Annotated in this window: 10 protein-coding genes; 5 read left to right on the top strand and 5 right to left on the bottom strand. The window is 71.7% G+C overall.

The window, feature by feature from the left end; all coding sequences use genetic code 11:
- Positions 1-175: 175 nt before the first annotated feature.
- Positions 176-1,027, top strand: coding sequence for a helix-turn-helix domain-containing protein (locus AC5677_RS30410; protein ID WP_497191072.1), 852 nt, complete (start codon positions 176-178; stop codon positions 1,025-1,027).
- 13 nt (positions 1,028-1,040) lie between these two features.
- Here AC5677_RS30410 and AC5677_RS30405 read toward each other — a convergent pair whose 3' ends face one another.
- Positions 1,041-2,261: an FAD-dependent monooxygenase gene (locus AC5677_RS30405; RefSeq protein WP_497191071.1), complete on the bottom strand. Its 1,221-nt coding sequence runs from the start codon at positions 2,259-2,261 to the stop codon at positions 1,041-1,043.
- A gap of 166 nt (positions 2,262-2,427) precedes the next feature.
- Here AC5677_RS30405 and AC5677_RS30400 point away from each other — a divergent pair, with 166 nt between their 5' ends.
- A complete protein-coding gene (locus AC5677_RS30400; RefSeq protein ID WP_497191070.1) occupies positions 2,428-3,306 on the top strand; it encodes a LysR family transcriptional regulator in 879 nt (292 codons plus the stop codon).
- 60 nt (positions 3,307-3,366) lie between these two features.
- On the opposite strand, the gene AC5677_RS30395 is transcribed toward AC5677_RS30400, so the two are convergent.
- Entirely contained in the window at positions 3,367-4,695 is a 1,329-nt protein-coding gene (locus tag AC5677_RS30395) for a SufS family cysteine desulfurase (protein ID WP_497191069.1), read from the bottom strand.
- Positions 4,682-6,064, bottom strand: a complete 1,383-nt coding sequence (locus AC5677_RS30390; RefSeq protein ID WP_497191068.1) for a family 2B encapsulin nanocompartment shell protein — start codon at positions 6,062-6,064, stop codon at positions 4,682-4,684. Before AC5677_RS30390 ends, AC5677_RS30395 begins: the two co-directional genes overlap by 14 nt.
- A gap of 531 nt (positions 6,065-6,595) precedes the next feature.
- Between AC5677_RS30390 and AC5677_RS30385 the strand changes: the two genes are divergently transcribed.
- Positions 6,596-9,415, top strand: a complete 2,820-nt coding sequence (locus tag AC5677_RS30385) for a SpoIIE family protein phosphatase (RefSeq protein WP_497196817.1) — start codon at positions 6,596-6,598, stop codon at positions 9,413-9,415.
- Here AC5677_RS30385 and AC5677_RS30380 read toward each other — a convergent pair.
- Positions 9,372-9,854 (bottom strand): DUF4118 domain-containing protein, encoded by a 483-nt coding sequence (locus AC5677_RS30380; protein WP_497191067.1) that lies wholly within the window; start codon positions 9,852-9,854, stop codon positions 9,372-9,374. The genes AC5677_RS30385 and AC5677_RS30380 overlap by 44 nt on opposite strands.
- 463 nt (positions 9,855-10,317) lie before the next feature.
- On the opposite strand from AC5677_RS30380, the gene AC5677_RS30375 reads away from it, so the two are divergent.
- The gene (locus tag AC5677_RS30375; protein ID WP_497191066.1) at positions 10,318-11,040 is read left to right on the top strand and encodes a helix-turn-helix domain-containing protein; all 723 of its coding nucleotides are present in this window, start codon (positions 10,318-10,320) and stop codon (positions 11,038-11,040) included.
- 104 nt (positions 11,041-11,144) lie between these two features.
- Here the strand turns inward: AC5677_RS30375 and AC5677_RS30370 are convergent, their stop codons facing one another.
- Positions 11,145-12,593 (bottom strand): nucleobase:cation symporter-2 family protein, encoded by a 1,449-nt coding sequence (locus tag AC5677_RS30370; protein ID WP_497191065.1) that lies wholly within the window; start codon positions 12,591-12,593, stop codon positions 11,145-11,147.
- Positions 12,594-13,005: 412 nt separating this feature from the next.
- On the opposite strand from AC5677_RS30370, the gene AC5677_RS30365 reads away from it, so the two are divergent.
- Positions 13,006-15,381, top strand: coding sequence for an ABC transporter ATP-binding protein/permease (locus tag AC5677_RS30365; protein WP_497191064.1), 2,376 nt, complete (start codon positions 13,006-13,008; stop codon positions 15,379-15,381).
- Positions 15,382-15,388 lie beyond the last annotated feature (7 nt).

Genomic DNA, 15,388 nt, shown 5'->3' with positions numbered 1-15,388 from the left:
CTCCTTTCGGCGCCCGGGAGGTCCCCGGGCCCTTCCAAGATCACCACTCGGGCCGTCCGGATTTCCCCCTCAGCCGGTGACAATCGCTCACACCTTGCCGATCGCCCACACTGTGTTCGGCGGCGCAGATATGCGCTGCTGCCGAACAGCCGAGGAGCGAGGAGGGGCGGACGAGATGAGCGCCGTGCGGCCGGTGGCCGGCCAGGGGAGTACGGCGGGTGCGCTGCGCAAGGAACTGGGCGCCTTTCTGCGCTCCCGCCGGGAGCGGCTGGCCCCCGCCGAGCTGGGCCTGACGGTGTCGCGGCGCCGGCGCACCCCGGGGCTGCGCCGCGACGAGGTGGCCGAGCTGGCCGGGATCAGCAGCTCTTGGTACGCATGGCTGGAGCAGGGGCGGGTGCGTACCTCGGAGCAGGTGCTGCGTTCGGTGGCGCGGGCGCTCCGGCTGGACGCGGCGGAGACCGCGCATGTCCTCTCCTTCGTCGAGGACGCCACGGCGGCCGGTGAGCCGCCCGGCTGGGTCTCGCGGAACCTGCTGACGCTGGTGGAGTCGGTCGCGCCGAACCCGGCCGCCGTCATCGACCCGCACTGGGACCTGCTGGCCTGGAACACCGGCTACGCGGCGCTGCTCACCGACCCCGCGCGCCTGCCTCCCAAGCGGCGCAATCTGCCCTGGCTGGTGTTCCGCTGGGCACCGGCCCGCGAGCTGATGGTGAACTGGGAGGCGGAGGCGCGCTACCTGCTGGGGCAGTTCCGTGCCAACGCTGCCCGGCATCCCGACGACCGCCGGTACACCGAGATCGTCGACGAGATCACCCAGGACCCGGACGCGGCCCGCTGGTACGCGCGACGGGAGACGGCCGTCTACCAGCCGGCGGTACGGCACTTCCGGCATCCGGTCGCGGGTGAACTACGGCTGCGTTACGTGAAGTTGGCCGCCGTCGACGAGCCCGGCCATCACTTCCTGTGCTATCTCCCCGATGACCAGGACGCCGAGGCGGCGGTGCGCAGGCTCACCGCCGACGGGTGAACGCGGCGCGCCGTCACCGCGCCGGCGTCGGCCTCGGGATCGGCCTCGGCGTCAGGGAAGGCCGGGAGTTGAGGAGGTCGACATCGCTCCCGGTCGCGGACCGGTAGGTGTCGGTGATGCGGGCGAGTTCCGGTGTGCTCCACCCGCCTGCCAGGCTCATCTCCCGGTTCGCGCGCACCACCGTCGCGGTCGTCTCCCGTCGCGCGATCTCGTACTGCGTGAGGCCGGTCGTCACCTCACCGCCGGCGCGCGCGAGTTCGTACGCGAGGACGCGGGCGTCGACGATGGCCTGGGAGCCGCCGTTAGCCCCTACCGGATACATGGGGTGCGCGGCGTCGCCGAGCAGGGTCACCCGGCCGCGCCCCCAGGCGGGCAGCGGGGCCCGGTCGACCATCGGGTACTCCAGGATCTCGCCGCTGCCCTCCAGCAGGGCGGGCACATCGAGCCAGCCGAGCTCCCAGTCCCGGACGTACGGCAGCACATCCCCCAGGCGGCCGCGGCGGTTCCAGCCGGCGTCCTCGGCGAGCGGCCGGGGCTCGGAGACCCGTACCAGGCACACCCAGTTGATCCTGCCGCCGCCGATCGGATACGCGACCAGCTCCACGTTTCCGTCCCGTACGAGGGCCGCCGAACGGCCGGTGCGGAACGGCTCGGCCTCGGTCGTGCCCCGCCACATCCGGATGCCCGACCACAGCAGCGGTCCGCCGGCCGGATGCAGCCGGGCACGGACCACCGAGTGCAGCCCGTCCGCGCCGATCAGGGCCTCGGCGTCGATCTCTTCGAAGGTCCCCTTCGCCCGGTCGAGGACGCGGGCACCGACGGTGTCCGCGCCCGCGGCCCCTTCGAAGTCCATCAGCCGGGCTCCGGTCCGGACCGCGCGGGGGCCGAGCCGTTCCCTGACCGCCGCGAGCAGCAGCATCTGCAGTTCCCCGCGGTGGACCGAGTACTGCGGCCAGCGATAGCCCATCGCCGTACCGCGTGGCTCGGCGAAGAGTTCGTTGCCGAACCGGTCGCTGTACACGTTCTCGGCGGTGGCCACGCCGAGGGCGGCGAGGCCGTCGCCGAGGCCGAGTTCGGTCAGTTCCCGCACGGCGTGCGGCAGCAGGTTGATGCCGACGCCGAGCGGCCGTATCTCGCGGGCGCTTTCCAGCACGAGCGCGTCGATTCCCGCGGCGTTCAGGCTGAGTGCGGCGGTCAGCCCGCCGATCCCCGCCCCGGCGATGAGCACGGTCATCGGTCCCCCTGGAACTCGGGCACGGACAGCCGGGGCAGGTCCCCGGAGGCGGCGGCGCGTTCACGGATTGCGTACATGAACGACTCCCTTCTCTCGCCTTCCACCCTGGGTCCGCGCATGCCAGAAGTCCAAGAGATGATGAGTCTGGTTGCTAGTATCGATGGTTATGGAACTGCGCCAGCTCGAGTACTTTCTGGCCGTGGCCGAAGAGGGGAATTTCACCCGGGCCGCCGAGAAACTCCATGTGTCCCAGCCCGGCGTCAGCGCCCAAGTGCGTCGCCTGGAGCGCGAGTTCGGGCAGGAGCTGCTCGACCGCTCGGGGCGTACGGTCACGCTGACCGAGGCGGGCGACACCGCCCTCCCCTATGTGCGGGCCGCGCTCGCCGCGGTGGAGGGGGCCCGGCTCGCCGTCGACGAACTGACCGGACTCCTGCGCGGGCGGGTCGCCCTCGGCTCCGTGGTCTCGCACAACGCCCATCTGCCCGGCCTCCTGGCGGGCTTCCACCGGGACCATCCGGCGGTGGAGATCACCCTGACCGAGGCGAACACCGCCCCGCTCGTCGATGATCTGCGGACCGGAAAGCTCGACGCGGCCGTCATCAGTGTGGGCGGCACGCCCCCGGACGGCATCGAGATCCAGGTCATCGACGACCAGCCGATCGTCGTCGCGGTCGGCGAGTCCCATGAACTCGCCGACCAGCGGGCCGTCCCCCTCGGCGCCCTGCGCGACCGTGCCCTGATCTGCCTGCCCCGCGGTACGGGCCTGCGCGCCCGGCTCGACGAGGCGTGCGCGGAGGCCGGATTCACGCCGCGGATCGCCTTCGAGGCCAGCGATCCCGATGTCCTCGCCCAGCTCGCCGCCCTCGGGCTGGGTGCGGCGATCCTGCCGGGCGCGTTCGCGAAGGCGCGGCCGGAGCCGCTTCGGGTGCTCACCCTCGACCCACCCGCGCTGCGCGGCCGCCTGGCCTTCGCCTGGCGCGCCGGCGGTCCGAGCGGCCCGGCGGGCCGCGCCCTGGTCAGCCGCGCCCGTAAAGAGCTGCGCTGACCGTCGGTCAAGTCCTGCGCGCGTCCGCCGCCAGGGGGACGCGCGCCGGCACGGTCGGTATCAGGCGGCCTGCCGCAGCCGCAGCAGCGACGCCACCAGGTGGTCCACCTCCTCCGGTGTGTTGTACAGCGCGAGGGAGGCGCGCGCCGCGCTCTGCAGTCCGTAGTGGGCCAGGGCCGGCTGGGCGCAGTGGTGGCCGGCGCGGATGGCGATGCCGTCGCGGTCCAGCCAGTCGGCGATCTCTGCGGGGTCGTGGCCCGCGAGGGTGAAGGTCAGTACGGCGATCCGGTCGGGGGCGGCGCCCAGGAGTTCGAGCCCCGGCACCGCGGTCAGGGCCTGTTGTGCGTAGGCCATCAGGGAGGTCTCGTAGGCGGCGATGGCGTTGCGGTCGAAGGAGGTCAGCCAGTTGAGCGCGGCCAGCAGGCCGACCACGCCGGCGATGTGCCCGGTGCCGGCTTCCAGCCGGTGCGGGACGGGGGCATAGGTGGTGCGGGTGAAGTCCACCGACTCGATCATGTTGCCGCCGCCCTGCCACGGCGCCATCTCCCGCAGGATCTCCGGTCTGGCGTACAGGGCGCCGATGCCCGTGGGGGCGAACAGCTTGTGCCCGGAGAAGACGTAGAAGTCGGCGTCCAGGGCCTGCACGTCGACGGGGAAGTGCGCGACCGCCTGTGCGCCGTCGACCAGGACCTTGGCCCCGTAGCGGTGCGCGAGTGCGGTCATCTCCGCGACCGGCGGAACGGTGCCGAGCACATTCGACGCCTGGCTGACCGCGACGAGTTGGGTGCGCACCGACAGCAGGTCGGCGTAGGCGTCGAGGTCGATCCCGCCGTCCGGTCGCAGGGGTACAGGGACCACCCTGGCCCGGGTTTCCCCGGCGATCAGCTGCCAGGGAACGATGTTGGAGTGGTGTTCCAGCACCGGCACCAGGATGTCGTCGCCGGGGCCGAGGTTGTCGCGTCCCCAGCTCCGGGCGACGAGGTTGATCGCCTCGGTGGTGCCGCGTACGAAGACGATGTCGTCCGGGGACGGGGCGCCCAGGAACTGCGCGACGGCCGACCTGCCCGCCTCGTACGCCTCGGTGGCCTCCCGCGCCATGGTGTGCGCGCCGCGGTGGATGTTGGAGTTGGCCGCGCCGTAGAAGCCGGTGAGCGCCTCGATGACCTGGCGTGGTTTGTGGGTGGTGGCGCCGTTGTCCAGCCAGACCAGGGGGTGGCCGTTCACGGTGCGCTGGAGGGCCGGGATGTCGCGGCGGGCCGCCTCGGGGGCGAAGGCGCCGGGCCGGCGGGCCGGGCCGGGGGCGGGGTCCGCCGGGACGGTCACCCCCGCCGGCGGCCGGTGCGGATCCGTCGCCGACCGGGCGGCCCGCTCAACGTCAGGCGTAGTCATGGTAGTTGGACACCTCGACGTTCTGGAGCACGGCCAGCGCGTCCTCCACGAGCACCGCGCTGTTGAAGTAGGCCGTCATCAGGTACGAGGTGATGCCCTTCTGGTCGACGCCCATGTTCTTCATCGCCAGGCCGGGTTCGACCTCGTCCGCGATCTTCGCGGGGCGCAGCCCCACGACGCCCTGTTCGGCCTCGCCGACGCGCATCAGCAGGATCTCGGTCGTCCCGACGCCCGCCCCGCCGGAGAAGCGCACCTTGTCGGAGGGGAGCAGCGGGACGCCGCGCCAGCTCAGCAGGGGGCTGCCGAACCGGGTGTCGATCACCGGGGGCACGCCCCGGCGGGTACATTCCCGGCCGAACGCGGCGATGGCCCTGGGGTGTGCGAGGAAGTAGCCGGGCTGCTTCCAGACGCGGGACAGCAGCTCGTCGAGGTCGTCGGGGGTGGGCGAGCCGGTGCGCGCCTGGACGCGCTGGCCGGGTGCGACATTGTGGAAGAGGCCGAATTCCGGGTGGTTGAGCAGCGAGGCCTCCTGGCGCTCGCGCAGCGCTTGGACGGTGAGCCGGGACTGCGCCCGGGTCTGGTCGATGGGTCCGTTGTAGAGGTCGGAGACCCTGGTGTGCACGCGCAGCACGGTCTGGGCGAGGGTCATGTGGTACTCGCGGGGCGTGTCCTCGTAGTCGACGAAGGTCCCGGGGAGGTCGGGTTCGCCGACGTGGCCGGCGGCGAGGTCCACGGGCACCTCGGCGCCCGGCAGCACGCCGTCCGCGGCGAGGTAGGCGTCCATCGCACCGCGTAAACGCTCGTCGCGGTCGCACAGGCCCAAGAGCACGCCGCGTTCGACGCACAGCGCCACGCCGGGGGTGAGCGCCCGGACGCGGTAGGGCATCGGCTCGGCGCGGGTCCAGGCGTCGAGGTCGAAGAACTGGCCGTCGCCGATCACTTCGAGGATCGCGTCCTCGCCGTACCGGCCGCTGGCCCGCTTCTCGGCGCGGCCCTGGACGAGCACCCACAGCCGGTCGTGCGCGTCGCCGTCCTGGGCCAGCAGCTGTCCGGGCTCGAAGGCGACCTCGGTGAAGGCGGCCGCGAGTTCGGCGAGCAGCTCGTCGTCGGCCTCCCGCAGATACGGCACCTCCCGCAGGTCTCCGGGGATGATGCGGGGCGAGCCCTGGTCGGTGTGGGTGCTGATGCGGTCGTCGCCGAGGACGTAGGTGCGGCGGCGGTTGACGCGGAAGACGCCGGATTCGACGTCCACCCAGGGCAGGGCGCGCAGCAGATACCGCGGGGTGATGCCGCGCATCTGGGGGGTGGTCTTGGTGGTGGTGGCGAGCTGCCGTGCGGCATCCGGGCCGAGACTCATCCGATCGTTCACGGGGACCTCCTGGGAGAAGGAGCTGCTGGAACGGGCATGCCGGACGGCCGGCGCGCGGCCGTCGACGGCAAGGGAACGCCTGCGATCGTGCGGTCGGAACGTGCCGCCCGCAAGCGACCGTTCGCCGGGCTCCGGCCGGAAACCCCCGGTGCCCCGGGCCGGCGATTCCGCATATGCGTGCGACTACTGTGCGTGGCACGCCCGCCACCACGAGCGGAGGTACCGGAACCGCCCTTCCGGTACCTCCGGAGGCGCCCTTCCGCATACGGCAAGCGACCTGATTCACCCTCATAAAGCCCCTTCGGTCTTCACAAAGGGGTACTTATGCGCTTCCTTGCGTGCACCCTGACGCCCCCCGCGCGCCCCACCTCACGTCGGTGGTCGCCTCGGGGCGGCGGGCAGTGCTAGACATGGGGCATGACCGGACATATCGGGCGATCGGGCGCCGGGCGGGAAGGCGCCGGGGCCCCGGCTCCGCCGCCTCCCTCACCAGGGCGGCGCCCTCGCTCCCCCGGCCGCTTTCTGCGCTCCCTGCTGAGCGTGCACACCGTCGCGGGCCAGGTGTTCGTGCTGGAGCTGGGGCTCGTGGTGCTGCTGGTCGCCGCGGCCGTCGTCGCCCTCGTCGTCCAGGCGCGGGGCGGGAGCGTGAACGAGGCCCGGCAGCGGTCCCTCGTCGGCGCCGAGACCTTCGCCCATGCACCGGGGACGCTGGCCGCCATGCGGTCCGACCGTCCCAGCGCGCTGCTGCAGCCCCAGGCCGAGGCGGCCCGCAAGGCGTCCGGGGTGGACCTCATCGTCGCGTACAGCCCGCAGGGGATCCGCTGGACGCACCGGGACCCGCGCCTGATCGGCAAACGCGTCCCCGGCCATATCACGCTGCCCCTGGGCCGGACCCGCACCGAAACGTTCACCACCGCCCTCGGCCCCGCCGTGAACACCACCGTCCCCGTCAAGGACGCGAGCGGCAAGGTCGTCGGGCTGGTCACCGTCTCGATCACGGTCCGCCACACGAACCAGCGGGTGATGGGCCAATTCCCGCTGCTGCTCGGCTCGGCCGCCGGGGCGCTGGTGCTGGGCGTGGGCGGAGTGGCGCTGGTCAGCCGCCGGCTGCGGCGGCAGACCCGCGGGCTGGACCCGGCCGAGATGACGCGGATGTACGACCACCACGACGCGGTGCTGCATGCCGTACGGGAGGGCGTGCTCATCATCGGGAGCGACGGGCGGCTGCTGCTGTGCAACGACGAGGCGCGGCGGCTGCTGGACCTGCCCGCGGACGCCGAGGGGCACCACGTCGCCGACCTGGGCCTGGAGCCGCAGATGGCCGCGCTGCTGGAGTCCGGGCGGACGGTCACCGACGAGGTGCACCGGGCCGGTGACCGGCTGCTGGCGGTGAATGTGCGCGCGACCGCCCCGTACGGCGGGCCGGCCGGGACCGCCGTCACGCTGCGGGACTCCACCGAACTGCGGGCGCTGGCGGGCAAGGCGGAGGTGGCCCAGGAGCGGCTCAAGCTGCTCTACGACACCGGGATGCGCATCGGCACCACGCTGGATGTGACGCGGACCGCCGAGGAGCTGGCCGATGTCGCGGTGCCCCGGTTCGCCGATGTCGTCACCGTGGAACTGCTGGACCCGGTGCTGCGGGGCGCCGAGCCGCCATGGGGGACCGCCGCATTGCGGCGCATGGCCGTCAGCGGGGCGGACCGGCCGGATGTGCCGCGCCATCCGGCGACCGAGCCGATCACTTCGCTGCCGACCGCGTCCATGGCGGCCGAGGAGGCGAGCGACCCCTCGCTCCCCCATGACCAGCGCCCGGCCGGCCCCGGCACCGACGAACCGGACCACTGGGCCCCCGGCCTCGCCCCCGCCGCCTCCCGGATCAACCGCTCCGTCCTCGAACGCGACCTCCGCACGGCCGGCGCCTGGCAGGCGCAGGACCCCGAGCGGACCCGGCAGATCCTCGACCACGGCATCCGCTCCCTGATCACCGTCCCGCTACGGGCCCGGGGCGTCGCCCTCGGCCTGGCCACCTTCTGGCGCGGCGCGGCGCTGGGGCCGTTCGAGGCGGAGGACCTGACCTTCGCCGAGGAGCTGGCCGCACGGGCCGCGGTCTCCATCGACAACGCCCGCCGCTACACCCGCGAGCACAACACCGCCGTCACCCTGCAGCGCCGGCTGCTGCCGCAGACGCTGCCCGAGCAGACCGCCCTGGACGTGGCGTTCCGCTATCTGCCGGCGCGGGCCGGGGTCGGCGGCGACTGGTTCGACCTCATCCCGCTGCCCGGCGCCCGGGTCGCCCTGGTCGTCGGCGATGTCGTCGGGCACGGACTGCACGCCGCCGCCACGATGGGCCGGCTGCGCACCGCCGTCCACAACTTCTCCGCCCTCGACCTGCCGCCCGACGAACTCCTCGGCCACCTCGACGAGCTGGTCACCCATATCGACACCGACGAGGCCCGGCGCACCACCGGCCCGGCCCGCGAGAGTGCCGACAACGGCGCCGGCATCACCATCACCGGAGCCACCTGCCTGTACGCCATCTACGACCCGGCCACCGGCCGGGCCACCCTGGCACGGGCCGGCCACCCCGGTCCCGCGCTGGTGCTCCCCGACGGAACCGTCTCCTTCCCCGACGTCCCCGTCTCGCCGCCGCTGGGTCTGGGCGGCAGCGTGCCCGTGGAGACCGCGGAACTGGTCCTGCCCGAGGGCTCCCGGCTGGTGCTCTACACCGACGGCCTCATCGAGGACCGGGAACGCGATATCGACACGGGCCTGGCGCTGCTGCGCGGCGCCCTGGCCACCGGCGCGGACCGCACCCCGGAGGAGACCTGCGCGGCCGTCTTCGACGCCGTGCTGCCCGAGCACCCCAGCGACGACATCGCCCTGCTGGTGGCCCGCACCCGGCTGCTGCCCGCCGACCGGGTCGCCGAGTGGGACGTCCCCTCCGACCCCGCCGCGGTCTCCCCCGTACGCTCCGAGTGCACCCGCACCCTGGAGTCCTGGGGGCTGTCGGACATCGGCTTCACCACCGAACTGATCCTCAGCGAACTGATCACCAACGCCATCCGCTACGGCACCCAGCCCATCCGGGTCCGCCTCCTCCACGACCGGTCCCTGATCTGCGAGGTCTCCGACGGCACCAACGCCTCCCCGCATCTGCGCCGCGCCGCCACCACCGACGAGGGCGGCCGCGGACTGTTCCTCGTCGCGCAGTTCGCCGAGCGCTGGGGCACCCGCTACACGCCCGGCGGGAAGGTCATCTGGACCGAACAGTCCCTGGACAACGGCCACCAGGAGCCGGCGGTGGACCTCACCGACGCCCTGCTGGACCAATGGGACGAGCCGGCCCTGTGACATGGCGGCGGGCGGCGCGTACGACGCCCGCGCAGCCGGCGCCCGCGAGTCCCGCGGCGGCAAGCACCAACAGGCCCGTCCGGTCGGCCGGTTGCCAGCCCAGCCGCGCCTGCCCGTTCACCAGGAAGCCGTCGAAGAACATCCAGCAGACGAGGACGACGGCCGGCACCAGCAGTGGCCGCGCCAGCGCCGTCACCGCCAGGGTCAGCAGGGCGAAGCAGCCCAGGGCGAGCGCGCCACGGGCGTGCGCACCGGCCGACATCAGGACCGCCACCAGCAGGGCCGCTCCGACCGCGCCGACCGGGAGGGCGAGGTCGCGGGCGAGGCTGGGTACCGGCCCCGTCCGGGGCGCACCGTGCGGGCGAAGCAGCGGCACGCCGGACGGGGCGCGGCGGGCGGAGGGGCGGATCGGCGGCGTCAAGTGGTGCACGGCGGTCATCGGAAACCTCCTGCATGCGGCGCTGTCGTACGGCCCCCGGATGCCATGCTGCCGCCTGCGGCGGGGGTGCGGCGGGGGTCGTTGACGCCGTCGATACGGGCGGCGGCCGCTTCCTGATGCGGCCCTGACGCGCTGCGCGGAGAGCGCCGGGCAGCGTCGTCACACCTTCATCCACGTAACGCTCTGATCACGTCCCGCCGTCTTACCGGTCTCGATGAGCGCTACCGTCCGGTACGCACCACTCCATCGGCTATACACGGTAAGGAAGTTGATGAGCGATATCGGACGATACGACGCAATTACTCCCTCCACCGCCACAAGCGCCCCGGCACCTTCAGACCGAAGGGGAACTGTAGGTTCGTACTTCTGAACCATCTGTTAATCTGCCCGCTCCTGGAGGTTCCTCCATCTCCCGCTCCCCAAGCACCCCTCCGCTCACCGGGTGCAGCGAGGTGTCCCGCACGTGTACAGCACACCGTTTTCCCCCTCCGAAGCCCGCTCCGCACGGGCGCGGGTGGGCCTGACCACCGCTCAGGTCGCCCAGTCCATGACGGCGTGCGGCGCCCCGGCCCGCCCCGAGCTGATCGAGGCCTGGGAGTACGGCTCCCAGGTGCCGACGGAGCCGCAGCTCTTCGCCCTGGCCGATGTCCTGTGGTGCTCGCCCACGGTCCTGATGGGCGTCGAGCCCCGGACACTGGCTCAGCACCGGATGGCCCGCCAACTGAGCGCGGAGCGGCTGGCGCAGCTCATCGGCATGGACCCGGACACCTACCGGCTGGCGGAGTCGGCGCAGCGCTGGACCGGCGACTACCGGCAGACCAAGGCGCTGGTGGACGCCCTGGGGCTGTCGCTGCGGAAGCTGATCGGGGTGATGGGCCAGGTCGACGAGCTGGCCGGGCATCTGCGCGCGGCCATCGAAGGACGCTGGAAGTCGCACGTCTCTCCGATCATGGAGATCACCACGCTGAACAAGACCCGGGTGAGCGATGCGCTGCGCACGATGCATGCGGAGTTCGCGGAGTTCGCCGAGCGCTACATGGGGCATGTGGTGGCCCGTAACGACGACGCCCGGCTCAAGGAGGTGGCGGCCGAGCGTTCGGCGTATCTGCGCCGCCTCGTCGACCACTTCTGGGAGCTGATCGGCGAGGCCGGCGAGGCGCCGCCGTTCAACTCGGTGACGCACTGAACGCGACGTACTGAACGCGACGTACTGAACGCGACGTACTGAGCGCCGCTCACTGAACGCGTCGGACGCGGGCCCGCCGTGCGGCCCGCGTCCGACGGCGTGGCTCAGAACGCGGGGGCGCCCATGGGCGGTCCCTGCGGGTCCGCCGTCTCGTCGTCCTCGTCGTTCTCGATGTCGTCCCAGTCGATGTCCATCGACTTGCGGCTGGTGAGGACGTTGAAGAAGAGGTTGAGCAGGATGGCGGTCAGACCGCCCAGCGTGATCCCGCTGTCGAGGATCGCCTTCACATCGGCCGGCATCCGGTCGAAGAACGGCGCGACCGCGGAGGGCAGCAGTCCGGCACCCAGACTGACGGCCAGGATCAGGGCGTTGCGCTCCTCGCGCAGATCCACCTTGCCCAGGATCTGGATGCCGACGGTGGCGACCATGCCGAACATCGAGATGGCCGCGCCGCCGAGCACCGGGTGCGGGATCACGGCGACCACGCTGCCGACCTTGGGCAGCAGCCCCAGGGCGATCATGAAGACGCCGGCCGCGACCACCACGAAGCGGCTCATCACCCGGGACATCCGCACCAGGCCGATGTTCTCCGCGAAGGCCACGTACGGGAAGGAGTTGAGCACCCCGCCGAGAACGGTGGCGACGCCGTCCGCGCGCAGGGCGTTGGCGACGGTGGTGTTGTCGACCCTTTTGCGGGTGATCTCCCCGATCGCGTAAACGTCTCCGGTGGTTTCCACCATCGTGATCAGCATGACGATGGCCATGGCGACGATCGGGAGCAGTTCGAACTTCGGCAATCCGTAATGGAACGGCGTGCTGACGCCGAACCAGTCGGCATTCCCCACCGCGCTGAAATCGACATCGCCGAAGAACCAGGCGACCGCGGTGCCACCGATCAGACCGAGCAGTACGGCCAGGCTGCTCAGATACGGCTTTCCGAGGCGGACCACGGCGAGAATGAACAGCAGGGTACCCAGGGCGTAGGCGAGATTCTTGCCGGAGCCGAATTCGGGGTGGCCGATCAACTGCGCACCGCCGGCCGCGTCCTGGAGTCCCTGGGGTATCAGCGTGAGGCCGATGATGGTGAGGATCGTGCCGATGACGACCGGCGGGAAATACTTCACCAGCTTGCTGAAGAACGGCGCGAACAGGAATGTCGCGATGCCCGCGGTGATGACCGCGCCATAGACGACGAGAAGTCCGGCGACGCCGCCGCCCGCACCCAGGCCGATGGCGATCATCGGGGAGACCGCGGTGAAGGTGACGCCCTGTACGAGCGGCAGCCGGGCGCCGATCTTCCAGATGCCGAAGGCCTGGATGATGGAGGCGATACCGCAGGTCAGCAGGTCCGCGTTGATCAGGTAGACGAGTTGCTCGTGAGTCAGCCCCAGGGCATTGCCGACGAGAATGGGGACGATGACGGCCGCGGCATAGAAGGCGAGGACGTGCTGGAAACCGTAGAGCGCGAGTTTGCCGACGGGGAGCACCTCGTCGACGGGGTGGGTCCGCTGTCCGGGGAACTGCGGGGAGGAATGTCGGGAGGATCGTGCCATCTCTGCCTTGCCTTCACGAGGTAGGTGAATAAGAAGCGAACCGGGCCCCGCATGTCCGGATGGCATGACGGAGCCGGCTGGGTCCTACAAAGCCGACGTTGAGCGGTGTTGCCGACACCACGTAGCCCTGCACTGCGCATTGTGTCCCGGTTCGACAGGACTTCCTTCGATCGGCCGGGCAATTTCCGGTATTTCCATGGAATTTGCGGGTGCGGCCAATCGGAGCGCTCACCTTAGTTGACCTGGGGTATTTCTCGCGAGTAACCGGCGGTCACCGCCGCCGCCGGCCCGCCCACCGCGCCGTTCCCCGACCCCCGCCGCACCGCTCTCCCCCGCCCTGACCTGCGGTTTCCTGCGGCCGACGGGCCCTTGCGAACAGGCGGGGACGGGCCCCTCGCCGTAAAATCCAGGTATGGCCAAGCGCCCGGATGCCACCGCGCCGGAACTCCTCGTCGAGGCCGACGGCGGCACGGTGATGATGGATCCGCACCGGACCTACCACGTGGGCCGCGACCCCGCCGGCGAAGTCGTCCTCACGGACGCGCGGGTCTCCTGGCACCACGCGGTGCTGCGGACCACCGACGGCCACTGGATGGTCGAGGACGAGCACAGCACCAACGGCACCTACACCGACGGGCGGCGGGTGGACCACTGCGACATCGGGCCGGGAAGCGTGATCCGGTTCGGCAATCCGACCGACGGGCCGTGCGCGGTGCTCAGCGGGGCGCCGCCACACGAGGAGCCGCCGCACGGCACCGGCCGCCCATCCGCCGTCGCGCACCCCGCCGGCACCCACACCTTCCGCCGGCCCAGTTCCGTACGGCCGCTGCCCGCCGCCAGGACCACCCGGATCGGCCGCGCGCCCGGCAACGACCTGATGGTCGACGACCTCGCCGTCTCCCGGCAGCACGCGGAACTGCGGGCCGGACCCGACGGCTACGAGATCGTCGACCTGGACAGCCACAACGGCACCTACCTCAACGGCCAGCCGGTCCACCGCGCCACGGTCGTCCCCGGCGACATCATCGGCATCGGCCACTCCGCCTTCGCGCTCGTCGGCGAGGAACTGCAGGAGTTCATCGACACCGGCGAGGTCTCGCTGGACGTCCAGGACCTGGCCGTGGTGGTGGGCAAGGGCGGCCGGGGCGGCACGGGCAGGACGCTGCTCGACCATGTGTCCTTCCCCGTCGGCGAGAAGTCGCTGCTGGCGGTGGTCGGGCCGAGCGGGGCGGGCAAGTCGACGCTGCTCAACGCGCTGACCGGACTGCGGCCCGCGGACGACGGCTCGGTCCTCTACGACGGCCGGGACCTCTACCGCGACTACGCCGAGCTGCGCCAGCGCATCGGGCTCGTACCGCAGGACGACATCCTGCACTCCCAGCTCACCGTGCGCCGGGCCCTCGGGTACGCCGCCAGGCTGCGCTTCCCGGAGGACACCGCGAAGGCCGAGCGGCTGGCCCGGGTCGACGAGGTCATCCATGAACTGGGCCTCGACCAGCGGGCCGACCAGCCCATCCACAGCCTCTCCGGCGGCCAGCGCAAGCGGGTGAGCGTCGCCCTGGAGCTGCTGACCAAGCCGTCGCTGCTCTTCCTCGACGAGCCGACCTCGGGGCTCGATCCCGGTATGGACCGCTCGGTGATGCATATGCTGCGCGGCCTGGCCGACGACGGCCGCACGGTCATCGTCGTCACCCACAGCGTGCTGAGCCTGGACGTCTGCGACCGGCTGCTGGTCCTCGCACCGGGCGGCAAGATCGCGTATTACGGGCCGCCGGCCGAGGCGCTGCCGTTCTTCGGATTCGCGCAGTGGCCGGAGGCGTTCGAGGCCTTCGAGGCGGACACCGCGCGGGACTGGGCGGGGCAGTACCGTGCCTCGCCGCTGCACCGGCGCTACATCTCCGCCGACTCCCGGCAGCCGCGGCACGCGCCAGAGGCCGCGCCCCTTGAACGCCGCCCGGTGACCGCGCACAAGGCGCAGAGCTGGGGCAGCCAGCTGCGCACCCTGGTGCGGCGGTATGCGGCGGTGCTGAGCGCCGACCGGACGTTCCTGATCATCATGGTCGCGCTGCCGTTCGTGATGGGCGCGCTGGCGCATGCCCTGGCCGGCAGCAGCTTCACCCGGGAATCGGCGCTCAACGGGCTGCTGATCCTGTGTGTCGGCGCAGTGCTGACCGGCGCCGCCAATGCCGTCCGTGAGCTGGTCAAGGAACGGACGATCTATCAGCGGGAGCGGGCCGTCGGCCTGTCCCGCTCGGCGTATCTGATGTCCAAGGTGCTGGTGCTGGGCGCCATCACGGTCGTGCAGGCCGTGGTGCTGACCCTGGTGGGGCTGTTCGGCGTCAGGCTCAACGCACCCGGCGGCAAAGGGGTGCTGATGCCGCCCCTTGTCGAAATCATCCTTGCCGTGGCGCTGTTGGCGTTCACTGCGATGATGCTCGGCCTCTTCGTGTCCGCGCTGGTGCGCAAGGAGGAGGTCACCATGCCGCTGCTGGTGCTCCTTGCGATCGTGCAGGTCGTGCTCTGCGGTGCGCTGCTGAAACTGCACGGGGTGCCGGGGCTGGAGCAGGTGGCCTGGCTGGTGCCGTCCCGGTGGGCGCTCGGCGCGATGGGCGGCACGGTCGATCTGCACCGGCTGCTGCCGACGCCGGTCACCGCGGATCCGCTGTTCCAGCACCGGCCGGGGATCTGGCTGCTCAACATGGGCATGATGATCGTGCTGTGCCTCGTCCTCGGATTCCTGGTCACCAAGCTGCTGCGGCGGCGTGAGCCCGAGATCATGCGCAAGTAGCGTCGAG

Source organism: Streptomyces sp. JLSY215 (genome assembly GCF_059682825.1).
Note: the sequence above shows the minus strand (reverse complement) of the source record. Positions and strands in the feature narration are given on the sequence as shown.